Source organism: Nocardioides rubriscoriae (genome assembly GCF_008087085.1).
GTDB classification, from domain to species: Bacteria; Actinomycetota; Actinomycetes; order Propionibacteriales; family Nocardioidaceae; genus Nocardioides; species Nocardioides rubriscoriae.
In genome coordinates this window covers 45961-68009 of record NZ_VIYJ01000002.1, presented here as the reverse complement: position 1 = coordinate 68009, position 22049 = coordinate 45961, and the positions used below count along the sequence as shown (strand labels likewise).

The 22049-nt window shown below is 68.2% G+C and carries 15 protein-coding genes; 5 read left to right on the top strand and 10 right to left on the bottom strand.

Annotated elements, in window-relative coordinates; all coding sequences use genetic code 11:
* Positions 1–155 precede the first annotated feature (155 nt).
* Positions 156–1475 carry a bifunctional alpha/beta hydrolase/OsmC family protein gene (locus FZC61_RS03690; RefSeq protein WP_148612680.1) on the bottom strand — a complete coding sequence of 440 codons (1320 nt, stop codon included), beginning with the start codon at positions 1473–1475 and terminating at the stop codon, positions 156–158.
* Positions 1476–1683: 208 nt separating this feature from the next.
* Between FZC61_RS03690 and FZC61_RS03685 the strand changes: the two genes are divergently transcribed.
* Together FZC61_RS03685 and FZC61_RS03680 are read left to right on the top strand one after the other, a co-directional pair.
* Positions 1684–2418 carry a DUF427 domain-containing protein gene (locus FZC61_RS03685; protein WP_148612678.1) on the top strand — a complete coding sequence of 245 codons (735 nt, stop codon included), beginning with the start codon at positions 1684–1686 and terminating at the stop codon, positions 2416–2418.
* 277 nt (positions 2419–2695) lie between these two features.
* Entirely contained in the window at positions 2696–3088 is a 393-nt protein-coding gene (locus tag FZC61_RS03680) for a DUF2237 family protein (protein WP_148612676.1), read from the top strand.
* A 151-nt stretch (positions 3089–3239) separates the two neighbouring features.
* Here the strand turns inward: FZC61_RS03680 and FZC61_RS03675 are convergent, their stop codons facing one another.
* The 3 genes from FZC61_RS03675 to FZC61_RS03665 all read right to left on the bottom strand — a co-directional run bounded on the left by FZC61_RS03675 (position 3240) and on the right by FZC61_RS03665 (position 6736).
* Positions 3240–3926, bottom strand: coding sequence for a hypothetical protein (locus tag FZC61_RS03675; protein ID WP_148612674.1), 687 nt, complete (start codon positions 3924–3926; stop codon positions 3240–3242).
* Between the two features lie 196 nt (positions 3927–4122).
* Positions 4123–5421: an MFS transporter gene (locus FZC61_RS03670; RefSeq protein ID WP_246142506.1), complete on the bottom strand. Its 1299-nt coding sequence runs from the start codon at positions 5419–5421 to the stop codon at positions 4123–4125.
* 328 nt (positions 5422–5749) lie between these two features.
* On the bottom strand, positions 5750–6736 hold the full coding sequence (locus FZC61_RS03665; protein ID WP_148612672.1) for an NADP-dependent oxidoreductase: 987 nt from the start codon (positions 6734–6736) through the stop codon (positions 5750–5752).
* A 69-nt stretch (positions 6737–6805) separates the two neighbouring features.
* Between FZC61_RS03665 and FZC61_RS03660 the strand changes: the two genes are divergently transcribed.
* A complete protein-coding gene (locus tag FZC61_RS03660) occupies positions 6806–7465 on the top strand; it encodes a TetR/AcrR family transcriptional regulator (protein WP_148612670.1) in 660 nt (219 codons plus the stop codon).
* Positions 7466–7810: 345 nt separating this feature from the next.
* On the opposite strand, the gene FZC61_RS03655 is transcribed toward FZC61_RS03660, so the two are convergent.
* The 6 genes from FZC61_RS03655 to FZC61_RS03630 all read right to left on the bottom strand — a co-directional run bounded on the left by FZC61_RS03655 (position 7811) and on the right by FZC61_RS03630 (position 20494).
* Entirely contained in the window at positions 7811–11356 is a 3546-nt protein-coding gene (locus FZC61_RS03655; protein WP_148612668.1) for an NACHT domain-containing protein, read from the bottom strand.
* A gap of 113 nt (positions 11357–11469) precedes the next feature.
* Positions 11470–12684: a TIGR02679 family protein gene (locus FZC61_RS03650; RefSeq protein ID WP_082622823.1), complete on the bottom strand. Its 1215-nt coding sequence runs from the start codon at positions 12682–12684 to the stop codon at positions 11470–11472.
* On the bottom strand, positions 12681–16745 hold the full coding sequence (locus FZC61_RS03645) for a TIGR02680 family protein (protein ID WP_148612666.1): 4065 nt from the start codon (positions 16743–16745) through the stop codon (positions 12681–12683). The genes FZC61_RS03650 and FZC61_RS03645 overlap by 4 nt, the downstream gene beginning before the upstream one ends.
* Positions 16742–17953, bottom strand: a complete 1212-nt coding sequence (locus FZC61_RS03640) for a TIGR02678 family protein (protein WP_148612664.1) — start codon at positions 17951–17953, stop codon at positions 16742–16744. Before FZC61_RS03640 ends, FZC61_RS03645 begins: the two co-directional genes overlap by 4 nt.
* Entirely contained in the window at positions 17950–19509 is a 1560-nt protein-coding gene (locus FZC61_RS03635) for a TIGR02677 family protein (protein WP_148612662.1), read from the bottom strand. The genes FZC61_RS03640 and FZC61_RS03635 overlap by 4 nt, the downstream gene beginning before the upstream one ends.
* Positions 19510–19852: 343 nt before the next feature.
* A complete protein-coding gene (locus FZC61_RS03630) occupies positions 19853–20494 on the bottom strand; it encodes a site-specific integrase (protein ID WP_148612660.1) in 642 nt (213 codons plus the stop codon).
* 765 nt (positions 20495–21259) lie between these two features.
* Here FZC61_RS03630 and FZC61_RS03625 point away from each other — a divergent pair.
* Both FZC61_RS03625 and FZC61_RS24060 read left to right on the top strand, forming a co-directional pair.
* Positions 21260–21691 (top strand): hypothetical protein, encoded by a 432-nt coding sequence (locus FZC61_RS03625; protein ID WP_148612658.1) that lies wholly within the window; start codon positions 21260–21262, stop codon positions 21689–21691.
* Between the two features lie 155 nt (positions 21692–21846).
* Complete coding sequence (locus tag FZC61_RS24060) at positions 21847–22017, top strand: YfeC-like transcriptional regulator (RefSeq protein WP_148612656.1); 171 nt, start codon at positions 21847–21849, stop codon at positions 22015–22017.
* Positions 22018–22049 lie beyond the last annotated feature (32 nt).

The window sequence follows — 22049 nt, the reverse complement described above, 5'->3', positions numbered from 1 at the left end:
CGCAGGAGCAGCGCGTGCAGGTCCTCGATGGCCTGCTCGCGCGGGTCCGGTCAGCGCCGCGACCCAGCCGTCGGACGCCGGGTCGGCGCCGTGTGGAGCGGGGGTGCCGGCCTCGTCGACCGGCCCCTCCACGCCCGCACGCCAATGGGACGCCACTACTCAGCGACCTCCGCGACCTCGGCGACCTCGGTGGCCGCGTCGGACGCAGGGGCGGCGACGGTGCGCACCTCGACCCCGGCCGACAGGGTCCGGTGGACCGGGCAGCGGTCGGCGATCTCGAGCAACCGCCCCCGCTGCTGCTCGTCGAGGTCGCCGACGAGCCGGACCGTCCGGGTGATGACCCCGGCCCTCCCCTGCCGCTCCTCGTCGTCGCAGGCCGCCGCGCACTCCTCGGCGTGCCCGTGGGTGTGGCGGAGTTCGACGTCGACCGTGTCCAGCGCCCACTTCTTGCGCCGGGCGTAGAGCTGAAGGGTCATGGCGGTGCACGTGCCGAGGGCGCCGAGCAGCAGGTCGTAGGGCGAGGGTCCGGCGTCGGACCCCAGGGGCCGCGGCTCGTCGGCGAGCAGCTCGTGGCGACCGGCCTGCACGGTCTGCGCGAGCCGACCCTCCGCGGTGCTCACCCGCACGCTCCCCGTCGGCACCGTCGGCACCGTCGGCACCGTCGGCACCGTCGGCACCGTCGGCACCGTCGGGGACGTCGGGGACGCAGGCCGGTCGGGCACGTAGCGCGCCGCCCACGTCGCGATCAGGTTCGCGGCGTGCTCGGCGTCGCCGGGCGTGGTCAGCAGGTGGTCGGCGCCGTCGAGGGCGATGAACGACTTGGGATGCCGCGCGGCGTCGAAGATGACGCGGGCGTCGTCGACCCCGACGACGTCGTCCTGCGGCGAGTGGAGCAGGAGCAACGGGCGGCGGAGGTTCGTGATGCGCTCGGCCTGGCGCTGGCCGCAGACGTCGTCGACGAACTGCCGGCGAATCGTGAAGGACCGTCCCGCCAGGCGCACCGTCGCCTCCCCGTCGGCCCGGACGGCCGCGAGGTCGTCGTCAGCGAACAGGCGCAGCACGTGGTCGGGACTCGCCGGCGCGCCGATGGTGACGACACCGCGGACGCCGGGCAGCTGCCCGGCCGCGGCCAGGACCGCCGCGCCGCCCAGCGAGTGCCCCACGAGCAGGTCGAGCGAGCCGAGCTCGCCCGCGACGTACTCACCGACGGCCACCACCTCGGCGACGTCGGAGGTGAAGTCGGTCGAGGCGAAGTCACCGCCGGAGCCGCCCAGGCCGGTGAAGTCGAAGCGCACGACCGCGATGCCCCGCTCGTTGAGTCGTCGGGTGATGCGGCCCGCGGCGACCGTGTCCTTGCTGCAGGTGAAGCAGTGGGCAAGCAGCGCCGTGGCCCGGGTCTCGTCGTCGGGGCGGTCCCACCGAGCGGCCAGGGCGGCACCGTGGGGTGACGTGAGCGTCAGCCGGGTCGTGGGCATGGGTCCTCCTGGGCTCGCGGGCTGCTGCTGTGAGCGTCGGCCCACCCGCAGATTCTTACCGGCAGGACCGTAAGACCGGGTCCGGACCGACCACGAAACCGATGACAGGGGCGCAGCGCCCCGGGAGGCGGAGGTCGTGGACGATGGTCGAGACACGGACGGGAGGCTCGGAGCCCGATCAGCCGGCCGTGGAGGCGGCCACCCGGTGATGGCCGCAGCGAAGGGCCGGGTCGAGCCGTGCCCGCGACGGGTGCGGGCCTGGCTCGGCGGCGAGCTCGTCGTCGACACCACGGCGGCGCGCTACGGCTGGGAGTTCCCCTTCTACCCGCAGCTCTACCTGCCGTGGTCCGACGTCACGCCCGGCGTGCTGGTCGACGAGGACCGTGAGATGCCGACGCCGTTCGGCCGGGCCCGGCGCCATGCGCTCCGGGCCGACGGCCAGGTGCGGCCGCACGCCGCGCGCGTCCACGACCTCGACGTCGACTCGCCGGTGGCCGGCACCGTCCGCCTCGACTGGAAGGCCCTCGACACGTGGTTCGAGGAGGACGAGGAGGTGTTCGTGCACCCCCGCAACCCCTACGTCCGCGTCGACGCGCTGCGCTCGCGCCGCCACGTGCGCGTGAGTCTCGACGGCGTCACCCTGGCCGAGACCTCGACGCCGGTGATGCTCATCGGGACCGGGCTGCCCGCGCGCACCTACGTGCCGCGCACCGACGTCGCCTGGGAGCACCTCGTGGCCACCGACACCGTCAGCGAGTGCCCGTACAAAGGCACCACGAGCGGCTACTGGTCCACGGCCTCGCACCAGGACGTGGCCTGGTCCTACCAGTTCCCGACGCTCGCAGTCGCCCTGATCGCCGGGCTGGTGGCCTTCTACGACGAGCGGGTGGACACGTGGGTCGACGGCGTGCTGCAGGCACGTCCGCGCACGAGGCACGTGTGACCGCCGGGACCTCCTTCGCCGGGCCGAGCCGACGTCCTCCTGGTCGACGACCTTCGTCGGTGCTGCGCCGGGCCGCAGCGGCCGACGGACGCACGACCTCCAGGCGGCGATCGTCGTGACCGTCGTCGTGATGACCGGGTTCCCGGAACTCCTCGACCGCACCGGGTCACCGTGGTCTGCACCCTGCCCGCGGCCTACGACCCGGTCGCGACGCGGCGGCTGGGCGAGCCCGGGCGGTGACGTGGGCGCGGTGGGAGGGGTGGGCCAGACTGGCGCGGTGACTGAGCGCAACGTCCTCGGCGGCAACCTCGAGCCGTGCGGGACCGAACCGATGACCGGATTCTTCCGCGACGGCTGCTGCAACACCCAGGGCGACCCCCGGGTAGTCCACACGGTCTGTGCGGTCGTCACCGCGGAGTTCCTGGCCCACCAGGCGTCGATCGGCAACGACCTGGCGACCCCGCGGCCCGAGTACGGCTTCTCGGGGCTGCGCCCCGGTGACCCGTGGTGCGTCACCGCGCCCAACTGGCTGCGCGCCCACCACGACGGCGCGGCGGCGCCGGTCCGGCTCGCGGCGACGAACGCGTCGGTGCTGCGGCTGGTGCCGCTCGAGGTGCTGCGGGAGCACGCCGTCGACGTCCCGACCGACCTCAGCGGGCTCGACGACTGACCCCTCCGGGCGCGGCCGCCCGCCGAGACCTAGGGCGTGGGACAGATCGGGACACGAGCACCGCCCAGGACAGCGCCGCCCGGGGCTGGCCCAGAGGCCGGCCGGCTCGGTGCGCGGTGGTCGGAGCTCGTGACGCCGACGAGAGCGGTGCTCACGAGACGGGCGTCAGGGCACCGTCGACCCGGCAGCCGTCGGGAGTGTCGGGGTTGATCGACCCGACGAACGACATGACGACCGACAGGTCGACCAGGACGGTCTGGGTGGGTGTGGTCACCAGCGCGGGCCCCAGCGTGGCGACCCGGATCGAGGGACCGACTGCGTTGGTCGAGAGCACCGGGGCGTCGGCACCCAGCGGCCCGAGCAACCGGAGGGGCTCCGCGGTCTGCTGGGTGAAGCCCTTCCAGCCCGACCCCGCGATCCTGGCCGTGGTGTCGGGCACCAGGAAGAGCTGGCCGGTGATGCCGTTCTGGTTGAAGCAGGCCAGCTCCACGTTCAGGTCGCCGAGGCGGGCGACCTGGGTGCGAGTGTCGGACGGCGTCGTGCCGACCGCGCTCAGCGCGCCGCTGACCACCACGGCGCCCGGGCCCTGTGGCCCCGTCGGGCCCGCGGGACCCCGTACACCTCGTGGCCCGCGGCTGCCCAGCACCGCCTTCGTGGTGCGTCGGGGGCACGTGCCGTCCGTGCGGGCCAGGACCAGCACGTTGCGCGCGGTCAGGCACGCCTTGGCGCCCACCGGCACGGGAGCCGACCTGGCCTGGGTGCTGTGCCCGGCGGCGTACCCGCCGACGGTGCTGATGACCACGAACGCGAGCGCCACGGCGGCGCGGGAGAGACGCATGCGCTGAGACTCGGCCGTCCCACCGCACGGCGCAAGGCCCACCTGGGCCAGGGGCGTGCCACCCGGAGGGACCATGGCCGCGTGGTGCTGCGGTCGGACGGACGTCTCCTCCCCTCAGCACCCTGGTCTCGCGATGGGGCTTGCTGGCCCTCCTCGCTCGACGGGCAGTCGTCGGACGAGCTCCGCGACTGCGACGTCAGGTGCGTGGCCCGGTCGAGCGACGCGTCAGCCTGAGGAGCAGGACGAACGACGCCAGCTGGAGCACAACCACGCAGGCGGTGAGCAGGCCTGGGCGCTCGGTCACGAGAGCACCGGCGAGCACGCCGCCGGCGATCGCGCCGACCCCCTGGACCGCGGCGAAGATGCCGTAGGCGGTGGCTCGCCGCCGGGACGGAACCAGGTCGGCGACGAAGGCCTTGACGGTCGAGTCCTGGATCCCCGTGGTCAGGCCCCACAGCACGACGCCGGCCAGGACCGGACCCAGGCTCGGCGCGAAGACGAGCGGGGGGACGGCCGCCACGATGATCGGGACCACGAGCAGCACCCTGCTGCCGTACCGGTCGAAGAGGTCACCGGTGGCCAGCGCAGCGAGGGCTTCCACGCCCATCGCCATCGCGTAGACCACGGGTGCCGCAGCCAGCGGGATCAGGCCGGCGTCCACGAACCGGAACGAGATCACCCCGAACGTCATCAGACCGGCGGTCGTCAGGGCGACCGCGAGCGAGAACAGGTGGAAGTCGCGTGGCAGGTCGGCGCCGAGCACAGCCGACCAGAGGCGGCCCGTCGGCCGGTCTGCGGCAGTCGGCTCGGCGTCCTCGGCGTCCTCGGCGTCCTCGGCGTCCTCGGCGTCCTCGGGGTCGGGCTCGACGATCGACGGGACTCGGCGGCGCAGCTGGACCAGGAGCAGCAGCGAGACCAGCCCGGGGATCGCGAGCAGCGCGAGCCCGGGCCAGAGCACCCCGGTCATCGCTGCCACGGCGGCGACCAGGAGCGGGCCGGCGAACGCGCCGACCTGGTCCAGCGCCTTGTGCACCGCGAACCCACGGCCGCGGCCGGTGGCGCTGGCCATCCGGGCGAGCAGGGCCGACTTCGACGGGCTGCGGACGGCCTTGCCCGCCCTCTCGAGCAGGATCAGGGTCGATGCCACCGCGACGCCTGCTGCTCCCAGCACAGGGGCCACTGCGAGCAGCGGCACGCACACGGCCGTCATCGCGTAGCCGACCACGGTGAGCCGCCAGTGTCGCTGGCTCTTGTCGGCCAAGGGCCCGGTCACCAGTCGTAGGACCAGGGCCATCGCCTCACCCGCACCCGTGACCATGCCGACCGTGAGCGCCGACGCGCCGAGGGTTCCCAGGAACGGGCCGGCCACCGAGCGCATGCCCTCGTACACCATGTCGGCCGACAGGCTGACCAGCCCGAAGGCGACCACGGTCCGCCACGGGCTCCAGGCCCGCGTGGCCGGCTGGGCCGAGCGCGAACCAGTGGTCTCAGGCACCGTCACATCGTCGCAGGCCGGGGTCCGGCACTGCCCGGACCACTACCTCGAGCCCAGGCGACTCGCGTGCGGACACAGAACATTCAGGCCCGGGATCCTTGGATCCCGGGCCTGAACCGTGGTAGCGGGGGGACCGCGGAGACCTGCGATCGTCTCGTTGGCCGTCGCCTCTCCCCCGCGGCGCATGGCGTCTGCCCTGGCATCTGCCCCCGGTTGCTCATTTCCGGATCGAACCAGATGGCAGGGTCAACACGATGCGCGGGGGCCACACCGATGTCGGATCCGGGATGGGCTGGACCAGGCGGCCATGCCGTCGGGTCGCGTGAGGCTACGCGCTAGCCGCCCACCCGGTCGACCCTGGGACGTGCGCCGCGAGCGCCTCGTCGGCGACTAACAGCAGCTTGCCGTGCACCCGGCCGGTCTGGCTGCGCTCGTGCGCCGACGACGCCTGCTCGAGTGGGTAGCTGCGCTCGACCACTGGGCGCAGGTCCCCCTGGCTGGCCCACGACGAGAGGGTTGCCAGCCCGACGGCGTCCGGCTGGACAAGCACAGATCGCAGCCGTCGCCCGTTCCGTGTGAACGCCAGCCAGTCCGGCGCCAGCCTCGCGGCGAAGGGATTGACGGTCACCGCCGTTCCGCCCGCGCGCAACAGCTGCCGCGAGCGTCGGAAGGGCAGCGCGTTGACAGCGTCGAACACAACGTCGTATGACCCAGGGCTGGCGAGGTCGTCGCGTTCGCGGTCCAGGACGCGAGCGGCGCCCAATCCAGCGACGAGCTCGCGGCCGCTCGCGGCGCAGGCGGCGGTAACCTCAGCGCCGAGCAGCCCGCCGATCTGGACGGCGAGCGTCCCGACGCCGCCCGCGGCGCCGTACACGAGCAGCCGGTCACCGGATGACAAGCCGGCGCGGCGGAGAGCTTGCAGGGCGGTCAGACCGCACAGCGGCAGCGCCGCAGCCGCGTCGAGCGCCAGCCCGGCCGGGGCCGGTGCCAAGCTCGCGGCATCGACGATCACCTGCTCGGCGTAGGCGCCGGCGATCTTGGTCGGCTGCAGCGCGATCACGGGGTCGCCGATCTCGAGCGAGACTCCGCTCCCGACCGCGTCGACGACGCCTGCCACGTCGCATCCAGGCACGAACGGCAAGGAGATCCGGAGGAACCGCCGGAACTGACCCGACCGCAGTCGCCAGTCTGCCGGATTCACCGACGCGGCAGCGACGCGTACGCGGACCTGTCCCGGGCCAGGGTGAGGCAACGGGAGCTCGACGACTTCGAGGACGTCCGCAGGACCATAGGTGGAGAAGGCGATGGCACGCACAACAACTCCTTTTCTTAGTAGGTCCCGACTAATTTATCCGTATCCTGTCTGCTCGTCTACAGTGAATTCATGGGACGTCCGGCGGGAAGTCGTAACCGGGACTACGAGCAGACGCGCCGCGACTTGGCACTGCGGCTTTCGCAGCACCTGGTGCGAGATGGCGGGGAGCCAGCGACGCTCGCCGACTTGGCCCAGGCGGCCGGGGTGAGTGCCACAACCCTCAAGCACTACTTCGGCGACCGCAACGGCATCTTCACCGCGGTCATGGAGTCCGTGCGCGCGGACGGCGCCATCTACCTCGAGCAGGCCCGACGGCCCGCCGGGCGCTCCCCCGAGCGCTCGGTGACCGACCTGCTCCTCGGGACCATCGAAGCCTGGCGGCGTTATGGCCTCGGCCGGTTGTTCGCCTCCAGCCTCGCGCTGAGCCTGGGGAACGGCGACCGTGGACCGGCGTTCCTGTCGGGACTCCTCGAGCCCCTCCTGGACGGGACCGAGCAGCTGATCGGTGCCCATGTCGCCGACGGCCGGTTGCCGGTCTGTAGCGAGAGGGCGGTCGCCCTCAGCCTGGTCTCACCCGTCGTCATGGCTTTGCTCCACCAGGACAACCTCGGGGGTGCCGGCACACGACCACTCGACGTCGAGGAGTTCGCTTCCACACACGCCCACCTGATCCTCGGTGGCCTCACCGGGACGCCGCGAGCGGTCCCATCATCCGGTGGCGACGACTGACGCTTCTGCGAGAGAAGGTCGCGATCACCGCCGGGCCCGGCTGGTGCTCCGCGAACTCCTCCAGCAACGCGCACCGGCAAATGCGTACGCGCGTTTGGTTGCGCACATTCGAGAGGCCCTCACAGTCAGACTGTGAGGGCCTCTCGAACTTGTAGCGGGGGCAGGATTTGAACCTGCGACCTCTGGACAAGATCGGAGGCCGGTCCCGGACTACCTGAGACTTCGGGTCCCTCTGGGAAACCTCGGGTGAGAGAGGAGGTTCCCCATTGGACGACATCAATTGTATCGGAAGCGCTCGGAACAGTTGCCGTTCGTTTCCGATGACCTTTCGATGACCGATCGATTTCAGTCGGGCCTCGTACCGTGCTCACAGCCCGGGCAGTCTTCGGTCTCGGGGTCGTTCCGAGTACGGCAGTCGTTGCAGGTCCAGTACGAGGCGTGCGGTTCATCGCCGCGGCTGCCCTTGGGACGCACGGTCAGATCCGGGTCTTGCCGCAGTTGAGTGTCGACAGAGCCGTCTGCGTCGAGTTCTCCCATGACGGACAGGCAGTATTGGGCGGCCATGCGGTACTCAGGGGCCTCGGAAGTCGCGGCTGCGGCGAACCGGTCGACGCTTCCATCGCCCGCGGAGAGGATGGCGACCATGTACAGAAGGGCTGCTCTATCGAGAGGCCATCCCGTCATGTCCGTCGCGAACAGCTGGGCGGCGTCCCAGGTCGGGACCGGAACGTTGATGAGCACCTCTGCTGCGGACCATGCGATCCAGTCCGAGTCGGCTCGGAGGCTTCCGAGCAGCGCATCGTGTTGCTCACGGGCGAGCCGTGCGACGGCATCATCGTCCAGCGCCGGGCCTCGTTGAGGAGACATGCTCGCGACGAACCAGTGATCGTTCAGCCCGTGCTCGCCGCCGATGCTCTGACTCAACTGGTCAAGGATCCACGCGGCCTCCCGGGCTGCCTCTGCCTTATCGATGCGATACGCGTCGGCTATCGCGTCGAGCCAGCCTCTGCGTGATGCCATGTCGTCGTGGACGAAGGCGCGGGAGAACTCCTGCACACTTACTCTGGCGTAGTTGGTCGCCGCCAGCAGATTTCCGACGGAGGTCAGCGACCAATACCGGTCCCTTGCGAGGGGGCTGGCCCCGGTTTCGTCGCTTGGCGCCAACGATGCGATGTCTTCTAGGAGCATCCGTTCGTAGCGGTCATGGTCATCTCGCCACGCTCCAAGTTTTCCGAAGGTGCTTCGCTCGGACCACCATTCGTTGGTACTGACCCCCTTGGCTTGTAGTGCGGCGCGGATCTTGTCCCCGTAGCCGTGGTTTGCTTTCATGCTGACGTCGAAGACCCATCGGCCGAAACCCTCCGGGAGTGCGGAGAGATGCGGGACTCCCTCGAGCGCTACCTGAGCGACTCCGGGCGCAAGCGGTGCACCGCCAACTATTGCCGATCGCCGCCGGGACTGCCGGATCAGCTCGCCGTCAGGGGGGAGCGGCTGTTGCATCACACCCTTGACCAGCTCGATGGCTCGATCATTCAGCGGCTCGCGATCTGTCTTTGCGTCGGTCAGTGCGCAGAGTGCGTTCGCGATCGCAGCGTCCGCTGCAGCGAGTTCCGCCGTTGCGAGGATCTCCCCTCGTGTCGCTCGGTCTGCTGCTGACAACAGTTTCAGGCTGCATGCGAGCTCGACGTAGTTCCAGACGGGCTGTGTCTGATAGCGACGTCCTCGAAGCATCGACCACAGGCGGCTGGGCTCACGCGGCGTCCGGTCGGGCTCGGGGTCCCCTGCCACTGCCCGCTCCACGGCCAGTCGAAGCTTCTCGAGAAGTCGAGTGGTCTGGTCCTCGTCGAGCTCAATTACCTCCCGGACCACCAACTCACCGAGCAGCATGCTGGCCGCCCCGCCCATCTCTGAAGCGCTGAGCATGCACTCAACGACCCGTTGGTTGAGACCGGCCGCCAACCCGATCGCACCGTCGGAATCCGTGTAGGGCAGAACATCCGCGAGCCAGGAGGCGATCTCATCATCGATTGCGGTGAGGGTCCACATGGCGGTTGCGATCTCGGTGAAGACCTTGCTGCGGGCGCTCATGCGATCCGACGCGTTCACGACGAACACGGCGACGTGCTCGTCCCAGAAGCGAAGGACATCTGTGGCGACCTCACGTGCTCGCCGTGGCGCAAGGTTCCAGCTATCCCGGTCCTGCAGCAGGGTCGTCAGGGCCTCGACCACCTCGTTTCTGGATGGCTCGGCACCTGAGTCCAGCAAGCGTCCAAGGACTACGTACCCGTCAAGGAGCATGCCGCCGGTAAGGTCCGTCGCCCAGGGCCTCGCGCCCGCGACGGCTCGTTGGGCCTCCCAGCGCGTCACCGATTGCTCCACGGCATTGTGCAGCAACACTGCGCGACCCTTGGGGAGTTCTGCCTCGGCGGTGTCGGCGCAGATCAGTGCCAGCAACACAGCGAGGAGTGGCACTTGAAACAGCTCGGGGTGCTGGTCGCGTGCGTCCTCGATCCACTTGCGCCGAATGGCGAGCCAGCTCTCACGTCCGCCAGCTTGGATCCGGGTCTCGGAGCACGTCCTCAGGACGCTCTGCACTGTGGTGCTCAGATCCTGGGGCGGATTCAAGTGGACGCGAGGCAGCCCTATTCGCGTCGCCGCGGCAACAGCATTGGCCCTGGTGGCGACGACAATCCCGACTCGTGGGGCGAAGCCGTCGAGAACATCCTTGATTTGTTGGGCTATCCAGGCCGCCTTGGGGCCACACTCGTCAAGACCATCGCACAGCAGAATGGCGGTGCCTGAGTCCAGCTCTTGGCGCATCGCCCGCATCAGTGGAGACCGTAATTCCGGGTTCGCGACCCGCTCAGCGGCCGAGCTGATCATGAGATCAGCGGACAGGTCGCTGGGGCTCGGCTGTAGCAGGCTAGGAAGGTGCACGACGATGGGAAGCGGCGCGTGCGGGTCGCTGGCGCATTGTGCAGCCAGCTCGCGCAGGGCGACCGATTTGCCGGTGCCGGGTTGGCCAACCAGCAGCATGCGTCGCCATCGACGGATGACGCGGAGGAAGCTGTCGCCATCTCCGCGCTGGTTCTCGGCGGTCTCGACCCGGAGGCCGTCGATGAGGTCGTCAACGGTCACCGGAGGTAGATCCTCGGCAAGCAGCGTCAAGTCGATCCTGCCGCGACGACTGATGAGGACACGCTTGTACTCGTCGAGCGCCGCAAGACTCGCGGCTAAGCGCATCCCGGTCGGGCCTGAACCGTCAGCGATGAGTGGTCGCGAGCCTTGGACTGTCTGGACCCAGTCCTCGACGGTGCTGCCCGATGCTTCGCCCGACTGACGATGGAAGGCGTCGGCGAGCAGGCTGACGACGGCGGTGCCCTTCCCGTCCTCGACCAGGTAGCTCGCCAACGACTCCATGAGCGCGCGGGTTTGGCTCGTCCCGGTAGCCATGGGGATGTGCAGCACTCGGGTTCGATTGAGCATGTCGTCGCGGAGGCCGACGGGCACGCTCTTGGTGACGGCCGTGATCGCCTTCTGGTGCCGGACTGCCAGCTCTCGACCGTCCCGGCGTCGACGCAGTGCTTCTGGAAGGTCCTTGACAGGACCTTTCAGCTCCTCGGCAGCGATCACCAGAACATCCCCACCGCGAACCGTGCTCATCTGAGCGACCCAGCCCTCAACGGTCGACTTGAGGTGTCGGTCGTTTCCGACGGCGCGTTTCGCCGAAATGAAGCAACGACTGCCGTCGGACATCGTGGCTACGAGGTCGTCGGTCGGGTCATCGGTCTCGAAGTCCAGACGAGCGGCGTGCACGTCGCTCGGAAGGTCGAGTCCCGCGACTGGCTGTTCACGGAGGGCATGTACGGCGAGATAGGCCGCCGCAACCACACGGAAGACACCTCCAACGGCGTCGGCTTGCCCTGCTCTACTCAAGTCTCAGTACTCCGAACACGGGTGCGGGTGATGGCGTTCGATCACTTCGGTGACGTTTCGATGACCGATCAGGTCGACGTGGCGAGGTGCCCAAGTATCTGAGCGAGCATCGACTCCTCGTGGACTGCCCGACCGTGCAGACGCATCGCCGCTCCGAGTTCGGCGTCCCACGTCGGCTCGATGACGTGCGGTCCGAGCGGAAGGTTCTCCCGGCGCACGGCAGCAACATAGTCGTCAGCCGCCATGAGCCATGGTTCCGCGCCGAAATTCTCTCTGACGCGATTGGCGATCCCGATTCCGGGCCAGTCGAAGTCGCCGTGGTAGCGCAGGTGCTCGCCTCCCTCGTGGAGGCGTCCCAAGATCTCCGTAACGACCAGATTGGGCTCACCGGACGTACAGACAACAACGTGACCCAAGTCGCCGGTCTCGGCGATCGCTTCTAGAACCCGCGGGTTCTCGCAGACCAGCACGTAGCGGTCCCCGACATCGAAGGCGCCCAATCGACGCAGGTCCCACTCGGTGATGTGGACCGGGTCCCCCGACTCAGCCGCGAGCCCCAGTCTTTCCCCGGCTACGCCCGGCGCGCCAAGCCCAAGGACCAGGCATGTGCGCGAGAGAAGATCTGGCTCGATCCCGAACCTCGACCACAGGCCGACGACACCCGGGGTTGCTTCAGGCACACCCACGCCGGCAGCGGCGGCCAATCCACGAATAACAACGCGGTGCAGCACGCGATCGGCATCCAATGCGTGGGCGTTGCCCAACAACCGGGCAGCGAGCTCGACGCGGGACTGCGGGCGAACCGAAGGAGCGACGAGCTCGTTGAGGACTTTGGCCGCATCCTCGACGATGCGGAGCGCGTCCTCTCTGGCCGTCAGAAGGCCGGTGCGCCGCAGACCTTCGATCCAGGTATCGGCCCAGGGAGCGTCGACCAACTCGGCCGCTCTGTCCAAGGGCCTCTGACGTGCAGCATTCCTTGTCGCCCTGGCGGCAGGTCGATCCTTGGGAGCTTCGCCGTGGATGGCGGTCAGGACCTCCAGCAACCCGCCCATTCCAGAGCGGTCTCGCAACCGCTGATCCAGGTCGGCGAGATCCACTCGCATGGCGCTTCGCGTGACTGAACGTCCCAGGAGTGCACCGAGCGCATGACGCTTGTCTCGGGTGGCGGTCTCAATCTCGACGCGCCCGACTGCTACGAGTCCTGCCTTCTCAAATCGTTCTCGGATCTTCGACCAAGCGTCGGCGAGAGCTGGGTCGGTGATCCACGTCGGAACGCCGGTCATCCGATCGAATGGAGGGTTCGGCCGTCCCAACGGGATTCGTACTGCGCAATGCCGCGCTGAGTGGGGTTACGCAACGCTTCATAGATGGCGAGAGACGGAACAGTGTCGTGGCATCCCCATAGCCGTTCGCTGGTGATGACGAAGTCGAGGTCGAGCTGGACGAGCAAGCCGAAGAGGAGTGGGTGGGTCCTGACGTCAATCTTCGGGAACGCATCGTCGAGAAGTACAAGGCGAGGAGCGTGTGGAGCTGCACCGGCAAGGGACGTGAAGTGGGCTGCAGCGGCGGCAAATAGCGGCAGGTAGCAGAGTACCTTCTGCTCGCCCTGGGAGAGGGCTGAACGCCGGTGGAGGCGTTCCCAAGTGCCCGACTTCTCCGGCCTCGTGTACCGGATCGAGAACTCCGACCAGGTCCGATAGTCCAGCGCCGACCCGAGATGCTCGCTGTAGGAGAGTTCGGGATTCAACGTTCGCGAAGTCTCGATCAGTCCGTGCAGGGCATCGCGCAGCGAAGCTCGCTCTTCCGGAACGAGGGCGCCGACTGGCTGCGCAAGCAGATCGACGGCCGCGCGCGCTTCAGCGGGTATGTCGTCGCGGAGGTCCCACTTCAGACGGAGTCGGATGCCTTGAGAGGTGCGCACCTCACCGAGGAGGTCGTTCATGGCGGTGACCAGTTCGTCTGCGTCGCGCCTGCAGGTTCGCAGAGCGTCTCCGAGTTCGCCGAGGATGTGTTGCTCGAACTGCTTCTTCTCGCGTTCGGTCAAGAGTGTCCGGTCGTGCTCGACCGCGGCGGTAACTCTGGCTGCGATTACCACCACGGGGGCCTCACCCGCGTCGTCTCGTCCCGTGACGGCAAGGAGGTCGCCGTATCGTGCCATCGCGAGCTGGTGGTCGGCCGCAGGGCCGCTCTCAGCGTCGCGGTGAGCGGCCCACACACGGTCGGTAGCCCGTGTGATGTCCCCAGTCGATGGGTCGGCGAGTTCGCGAACTATTTGCGTGATGGAGTCTGGGATGGGTGCGTCGCCAACGATGTTCTCTGCCTGGAGGAATGGTTCAGCCGAAGCCACCTCGGCGGCGGCAAGGAGTCCTGGTGCTTGGGCAAGTTGCGCAAACCATGCGAGTGCTTCGGCTCTTGCCGGGGCGTGGGATGCGAGGCGCTCCTGTGCGGTCGTCAAACCGCTACGTGCTTCGCCCAACGCTTCCGCTAGCTCGCGTACTCGCGTGTCGGCCGTCTTCTTGGCTGCCTCGTGAGATGCCTTCGACTCCCTTGCGAGAGCGATCTTGCGCTCCAACTCCTGCACCGAGGCACCAACCGCCTCACGGAGGGCGTCGAGCTCGGCCTGGGTTTGGCCAGCGCGATCGACGGCCGCGGCGTGCTCTTCCTTCTCGGATTCCAACTCGCGGAGCGCCTCATCGACGGACACCGCATCTGATGACCATCGGTCGAGGTTGCGGCGCAGGTGCGGTATTAGCTTCTCCAGAGCGTCCAGATCGGCGCGGAGGTGATCCAGCCGTTCTTTGAGAGCTGCCAGTGAGGAACTGTCCACGGGAAGGTCGTGCTCTTGGGCAAGTCGAGTGAGTGAGGAGTGTGCTTGGGCTGTCTCGTCACGCCGCCCGTGGGCCTCGCGCTGAGCGTTGCGATTGGACAACTCCTCGCGCAGCTCCGCTTCGATCTGTTCCGTTAGGCGAGTCCATGCTTCGCGCAGCCCGCTGTCGGTGGGGCGGTCGAGCACCCAGGAGTCGAGCGCCGCGATCGTGCCTGCCGCCCGTTCGGCAGACTCCTTCGCGATGTCTCGGGTGTCTCGTTGGCGTTGGAGTTCTTGGTCGATCTCGGCGAGGCGGCGTGCTCGCTCGTGTGCCCGAGCCGTTGCTCCGATGTACTGCGGCGCCTCCTTTGCGGCCCGTCCGTGTGCCGGCCCGAGGCGCCACGTACCGTCGGCGCCGATGGCAGCCTCTGCGTCAGGGTCGTCACCGAGGTGGACTGCGTCGAGCACAGCACGCACATCCTCGACCGAGACATCGGAGCCGGCCGGCAGGTCTACGTGGAGCACATCGGACAACGTCGGTTCGCTTGCCGGCGTGTGACCTACGAGCAATGTGTCGTGCAGTCCGGGGTCGAGAAGTCGGCCGCCAGGTCGGAGCCAGGCGTCGAGGAGGCCCGCGGACTGGAGTGCCGCTTCAATGGCGGCGCGAACGGGCTCGTCGAGTCCGGTCGTGAAGTCGATGACCTGCCACAAGGAGTGGCCGTCTGGCCGCGGAGTTCGACGGAGCGATGGTTGCGGCGGCGCAGGATCGCGTTCGGCCTCGACTTCGCTTCGCTTCTGCTCCAAGGCTCGGACCTGCTCGTCCGCGTTGTCGCGCTTCGTGGACTCGCTCTGAAGCTCAGCGCGAAGAGTGGCCAGCGGGCCGGACACGGCGGTTCGAACGAGTTCGGGGAAGGCGTCGAGCGTCTCTGCGTCGAACTCTGTCGGCATGTCCACGTGCACTGCTTCGGGAAGTCCCGCCCAGTTGATCAGTGATGCGCGAAAGTCGATCTCGCTTTGGATCGCCGCACCCTCCGAAGCCGAGCGTCGCTGTCGGGCGTCCTCCCAGCGGGACTCGGCCTCGTCGGCCCGCCGCTGCGCCTCTTCCTCAATGCGCCGGGCGTCCTTGTATCGTGCCGTTGCCTCAACTACCGCTGTGACTGCCGCGGCCCGAACTCCGACCGAACCGTCGGCCTTCGTGATCGTCAAGCGTGCATCGTCTAACCCGGAACCGAGGGCTGCGACGTCGGCATGGTTGGTGAGGTCGATGGCCACCAACGAAACGGGCGAGACCATGACTGAATCGGGCACAGACTCCTGATGTCGGCGAACTGTGTCGGCCAGTTCGTCGGTAAAGGCCCGGGTCATCTCGCGCAACTGTTGGGCGGCAATGGCAAGTGCCTCGGCCTTGCGCCCGTGCTCCTCGCGGCGTCGTTGGACCCGTCCGCCTGCTCGCTTCGACTCGGCAGCCTCCCGTTCGGCGCGTTCGGCCAAGTCGCTCAATCTGCGCTGATCCCGTGCTTCAGGACTCTCCTGCAGAGCACGCAGCCGCGTTCCGGCAGCCTCAGCATCGGCGGTTGACTGCTTGAGCGAGTCCTCGGCTTCCTTGCGTTCGGTTGTGACGCGTTGGAGCGTCCCTTCTGCCTTGCTCAGTTGCCGCCGCAGGTTCCGCTCGGTCGTGAGGATCTCTGCGAGCTTGGCGGTGCGTTGCGCAACGGCTGCTCGGGCGTAGTCGGCGTATGCGTCAGCGAGGACGGAGAGAGCTTCCGCTGCCGAGGCGCGACGTTCGATCTGCTCGCCGAAGGCAACCAGTTCGTCGAAGGTGTCCCCTGCCTTGCGGATGGCCAGTTCGTCGATCTGTGGGAGGGCCTGGGAGAGGTACTGGGCCAGCTTGCCGGGGTCGATGTCTTCCCCGACCTGAGGCTGTCGGAGCCAGTAGAGAAGCCGGAGCACCTCGTCGTACTGGCTCGGGTCGAGCCCGAAGAGCGTGCGACCGACGTGTTCCTTAAACGCGGCGGCCTTCTCGAAGACTTGGCCGTCAGCTCCGATTGCGTCCTCAAGACGACCTCGCGAAAGCGGTCCGCCCACGTCTTCGAGGGCAAGGTCGTGTCCGACGCGGCGGTGGGTGGCGAAGTGCCAGGCGGTGGCGGTCCGTTGGGATTCCGATGCTCGGATTCCGATGCCGCAGGTGAATGCCTCCGGCTGTCCGGCGTCGTCGGTGCGGAGGAACTCCACCCAGATGTAGCCGACCCGTGCGTTGCCCTCGAAGCCGTCCGTCATGAGCCAGAGGAGGCTGGTGTGGTGCTTGGCGGAGGCTGTGATTCTGGCCTTGTCGCCGTCGAGGGCGAACGGAAGCAGCATCTCGAGTGTCTTGGACTTTCCGGCGCCGTTGGCTCCTCTGAGCAGCAAGCGGCCGTCGGCGAAGTCGAAGACCTGGTCGTCGTACTGCCAGACGTTGAGGATGCCGGCGCGGCTGAGCCGAAATCGCCTGTCGGTGTCGGCTGTCTCCCGTACCGCGGAACGGACGAAGGTTGTGGTCATGAGTCGTCCTCGTCGAAAAGGGTCGGGGCAGCCTGCTGTGCCTCGATGAGCTGCGCTTGGGGTGCGTAGCGGGCTGCGGCGGCGTGGACGCGAAGCCCGTCTGCGTCTCGTTGGACGAGTCCTACGTCGGCAAGGATCTCGATCGCTTCGTCGAAGACGGCGTCTGGGTTCTCGCGATGTTCCTTGCGGAGTCCGCGTTTCCATGCCTGGAACACTTTGTCGCCGGCCGTTCGCGCGGTTGAGGTTGCCAGGCGTGCCCACGGGCCTGAAGTTGGGTCAGTCTGGTTGTCGGAGCGCACCTCTTCGACCAACTCGGCGAGGAGCAGGAGTGCGAAGTGGGCTGCGGATCCAGTGCCAGGAAATGCGCGGTCGGTCAGCTCTCCGCTCGGGTCGATGGCGATTGCACCTTCTGCCCGCAGCTCCAGGTCGAGACCTAGAGTACTGCTGAACCACTCGACCTCGCGGTGCCTGTTCCGGCGCCACCAGCCACGTTGTTCGTCGGTGAGGCCGTCGACGGACAGGATGGGGTGCTCGACGAGGCGTCTGCGGATCGGGACGCGGGAGCCCCCGGCCGAGGACGGGAGCGACGCGTCCTCGAAGACTTCTTCGGGTGTCGCGCATCGGCTTAGGGGCGCTGCGACGAGGACGGCCAGTCGGTCGCGGTGAACGTCGAGCAATGAGTCGGTGCGTCGCTCGGCCCAGTGCTCCAGGTCGCCGTCGCGCTCGCTCACCACGCCGATATGGATCAGCGCGATCAGCGCGGCGTGAAGTACGCGTCGCTCCGACAGTGCGTCGAGGTCAACATCTACTCCGGCGTCGACTGCCGCGGACCGGACGCCCGCGACAAGTTCGTCGATCATGATTTGCTGTCGTGACCGGGTGAGTGCTGCCAGGACGAGCGCCACCATGGCGTAGGCGCGGGGTGTGAAGTGGTTTCCGTTGCGTCGGCGAAGGCCTCGGCGTCCGTCCCGGCCGATGCCGGTCTTGTAGAGACGGGCGAGCGCCGGTTCGACGACGAGTCGGTAGCCGAGACCGTCGGCGAACAGTTTGGTCAGCTCGTCTCGGTGACGGCGAACGAGAGCAAGATCGTCGTGGTGTTGCTCGCTGTGCAGGAGTGGTGTCTGCAGGAGCGCGCGGGCAGCTCGTCGTACGTCGGCTTCGGCGTACAAGTCGGGCGCGGGCGCAGGGCGCTCGGGAACGACACTCATGCGCCGGATCCCATCTGCCTTTGACCATCGGACTCGGCGGCGATACTGACCCTGATTTCGATGTCGCGGAGAACGAGTCTCCCCGCGGGGCTGGCGATGGCGACAGTCGACCCCGAGGCACGCTCGACGGCGAGTGTCAGCCGATGTGGGCCAATGTGCGTTGTCGTTTCGGCAGTCGCACCTGCCGCGAGGGGGCGCCCGTAGCCCGTGAGTGCCGTGGAGTAGAGGTCGAGGAAGGCCTCGCGTGCGTCATCGCTGACGCGGGCTTCTCGCAGGGTGCCTGCATGGGTGGCGAGTTCGCGCAAGGCTGCCTCGCGGCGCCGCTGTTGCCTGGCGCGCTCCGCGAGCCGGGCGTTCTTGGCCGCGGTGAAGTCGACGCGTGCTCCTGCCCGTCCGCGCGCGGTGCGGTCGCCGTGGATCCGAAGTCCGACGGGCACTTCGGCGGCCGGAGCGGTCCACCAGCTCTGGGTGGCTGGAATTGGTTCGTCGTCCGACTCGGCCTTGAAGGCAAGGTGGCGCGTGGGATAGAGACCGAAGACTGCTGCCCACAGTGCATGGGCGTCCTCGTCCGAGCTGGTGTCGAACCATGCGGCTAGTCGGGTGAGATCGCCGTATCGGCTCTGCTGACGGTCTGCTCCGGCGGCGATCCGCCTGAGGTTCACGAGGAGGGATCGCATTGCGTCGGTGGCAAGTGCCCGGACGTTGTCGGCATCGGAACGTCGGCCGGGCGAACCAACGAACCACGCGTGGAGGCTTTCCCAGTCGCCCGGTTCGAGGCCGGTAGCCCGACGTGCTGCGGTGCCGTCGATGCCGACGAGCCGCTCTCCCGTGTTGGCACGCTCGCAGAGTTCCGCGAGGTTCGGACGGAGTTCTTGGAGCCGGTCGCCCACTTGGGGCATGTGCCGGGAGATCTCGTCGATGAACCGCTGGAGGTAGTCCAGGAGCGCGGTTTTGAACAGTTCGAACTCGTCTCGACCGAGGTCGAATCGGGTGAGCACTTGGGTGAGATAGGAGTAGAACTGCCGCGTGGAGTTGACCAGTACCTCGAACTGGGCAAACAGCGTGGTGATCCGTCCGGCGAGCTCACGCGGGTCGGTGTCGTCGAATCCGCGTCGCGCGTTGTTCACGAAGTCTTCGATGCCGGTGAGGATGACGGGGAGGACTTCGCTGGACACCTCGCGCGCTGACTCCGAGTGCTGCAGAAGCTCCTCGACCTGGCGGTGGACGAGTTCGCCTCGCTGTGTGAGTTGATAGCGCGCTCGGTTGGTGAGGTATTCCCGAATGCTCCGGGCTTCGGTCTCTCGTGGGCTGCGCGCCAGGTTGCCGTGCTCGACGAGGTACGAGAGGCGCTGCTCGACGGTGTCCTGGTCGAGTTCGATGCCGTCTGCGGCGAGGCGCTCTGCGATGTCGGCAGCCGATTGATCCGAGAGGAAGCCGCTCATGCCTGAGGTGAAGAGCCGCATGATGGCGAGGTAGCTCGCTGCCTCTTCGTTGACGGCATAGCGCAGCGCACCGAGCGTTTGACGCTCGCGAGGATCGAGTGCACCGGAGGTCACTCGAGGAACGCTAGCCGTTGGGTCCGACAGTAATCCTGTGAAGCCCCGATCACGGTGGTCCCGGAATCAATCTGAGGACAGGTGCGCCGTTAGGAAGTCCGTAAGAGGCGACGTAGCCCCTGCGACCGCGTGGATACGTACCCGACTGAGCAGGTCTACGTCGATGCTCGGCCAGTCGAGGTGGTAGCCGGCGCGGTGGGCGATGGCGGTGACCCAGGCGCTCTGGGTGCGGGTGTTGCCGTCGCGGAAGGGGTGGATGGGCGACCGGTCGCCCCATCGTTCGGCGAGTCGCGCTGCGAAGTCGCCGAGGTCGAGTCCGGACGATCGGGGCGGTGCGCCAGGTTCACGGGCCGGGGTCCTTGCTGGAGGTGTTCTCGAGAGCTTCGAGTGGCCGGATGTAGCGGTTGACCAGCACGCCGAGGTCTTTGTGCTGGGTCTGCGCTGCGATCCGGTTCAGCGGTACGCCGGCGAGCGCGGCGGTGGTGGCGTGTCCGGCGCGCAGGGAGTGGGCGGTGATGCGGGTGCCGTCGAGCCCGGCCGCGATGGCACGGGTGCGGAGCATCCGGGCGGGGACGTGGCCCGAGAGTCGTTCGGAGCTGATGGCGCTCCCCCAGATCCGGGTGAACAGGGCGCCGGGGGTCTCGCCGCGCAGATCCCGCCAGGCGTTGAGCGCGGCGACCGGGTCGGTGAGCGCGTGCTGGCCGTGGGCGACGGCAACCTTCTCGCCGTGGCCCTCTTGGTCTGTCTTGGATTGCCGGATGTGCAGCACGAGTCCGGCGGGCTTGTGCTCGATGTCGGCGAGGTCGAGCGCGACGAGCTCGGCTCGCCGCAGGGCGGAGGCGTAGCCGAGCAGGATGATCGCGGCGTCGCGGATCCCGTGCGGGGTGGTGCGGTCGATGCTGCCGACGATCTGGCGGATCTCCTCGACCGACAGCGGCCTGGCGAGTCCGTCGGGGTGCGTCGCCGTACGTACGACGCAGTCCACGGCGGACTTGGCGGACGGCTTCGGACGCGATCGGGTCGACGGCGCCGGTGGTGCGGTGGACGTGCCGGATGACGGTGCAGGCCATGTCCAGGGTGCCGGTGGCGCGTCCGGCTTCGGCGCGTTCGGTCAGGTAGGCGCACACGGCGAGTGGGTCGGCGGGAACGGCGGCGACGCCCCGTTCGGCGCACCAGCGTTGCCATTGGCCCCAGACGACGTCGTAGAGCCGCCGGGTGCCGGCGGTGCGGGCGGCGGCGAGGGCTTTGCCGATGCGGGCGGCATCGACGGGTGTGAGCCCCGCGCGTGTCAGGTCGGGGTCGTCGGTGGGCGTGGGCGGGATGGCGGGGCGGGCGGTGGCCGGCAGCGCGGCGAGCATGAGCGTGTTCCCCGCCCTGTCGTAGCGGCTACGCCACCCGGGACGAGGCTGGGCCGAGGTAACCCGCATCGCGAGCGCGTTGGTCACATAAGCCTGACATTTCGATGACGTGTCGAATCGGCTGACGCCAACTGCTGGCGCGACTGCGCGATGGGTCCACTGCGCTCTGGCTCCCCGCGGCTCGACTTCGAGCCACTACGGACCCAGCGTCACACCGCCGCGAGCCGGCGACTCACACGATCTCGAACCACAGCGGCGCTTGGTCGGATAGTTCCCCGCAATCACGCGCTCGCGGGACCAGCTTGCACGTCGGTGAACTCAACCGGTCGATAGCGTTGACCATGGAGTCGGGGGGTTCATTCGGAGCCAAACGTGAAAAGGGCGTGTGTTGCGTGAGGAACTACTTCATGGTCGGGACCATCCACGGCGGTTGGCACGGGCAGGGAGCACGGGAAATGCTCGACGAGTGGATTGACGCGAACGAGTGGGTCTTGGGGTGGCACGACCTGGAGTCGGACCCGAGCTACCAGAAGCAGGTGCCGAACCTAGCGCTGATGGACGTGGGCGACGTGCTCATCGCCAAGCAGATGAACAACGACTTCAAGACGATGCTCGTCAAGGCCATCGGCGTCGTGACAGTGCCATCCACCGACGGGCACCGCGTGGGAGTCAACTGGATTCGTGACTTCAGATCCTCGCCTGTCACGCTCCAGACCTCCTATCGCCAGACGCTGACGAAGGTGTCCGATACCCCGAAGTCAAGGGCACTGATCAGAGATCACATCGGCCCACTCCTGGGCGAAGGTCTCCGGGTCGCTCAGTAGTGGTCAGGGGTCGGTGACAGCGACAGCGACCCATTCAGGAACGGCTGTGGAGTCCTGCTGCATATCGCCGCCAGCCGGCGTCCTTGTGGCGCATTCGAGGACTGGTGGTCAGTGGGGTTCCGGTTGTCGGCTAGCGAGCCGCCTACGCTGCTGGCGTGGATGACTTTGTGACTCCCCGGCAGCTGGCCGAGGAGTTGGGGCTCAGCGACCGCACGGTCAGGCAGTGGCTTCGGGATCAGGGGTGGCAGGGCGTGCCGTACACACGGTGGAGATTGACCGAGGAGCAGGCGGCCCAGGTTCGGAACCATTTCCGCCGGCTCGGTTGAGCCCCCTGTCCGCGAGGGAGAGCAGAGGAGGG

Excerpts from the sequence above, each read along its gene's own strand:
- FZC61_RS03690 (WP_148612680.1), bottom strand. The coding sequence starts at position 1,475 with ATGCCCACGACCCGGCTGACGCTCACGTCACCCCACGGTGCCGCCCTG.
- FZC61_RS03685 (WP_148612678.1), top strand. The coding sequence starts at position 1,684 with ATGGCCGCAGCGAAGGGCCGGGTCGAGCCGTGCCCGCGACGGGTGCGG.
- FZC61_RS03675 (WP_148612674.1), bottom strand. The coding sequence starts at position 3,926 with ATGCGTCTCTCCCGCGCCGCCGTGGCGCTCGCGTTCGTGGTCATCAGC.
- FZC61_RS03660 (WP_148612670.1), top strand. The coding sequence starts at position 6,806 with ATGGGACGTCCGGCGGGAAGTCGTAACCGGGACTACGAGCAGACGCGC.
- FZC61_RS03650 (WP_082622823.1), bottom strand. The coding sequence starts at position 12,684 with ATGACCGGCGTTCCGACGTGGATCACCGACCCAGCTCTCGCCGACGCT.
- FZC61_RS03645 (WP_148612666.1), bottom strand. The coding sequence starts at position 16,745 with ATGACCACAACCTTCGTCCGTTCCGCGGTACGGGAGACAGCCGACACC.
- FZC61_RS03640 (WP_148612664.1), bottom strand. The coding sequence starts at position 17,953 with ATGAGTGTCGTTCCCGAGCGCCCTGCGCCCGCGCCCGACTTGTACGCC.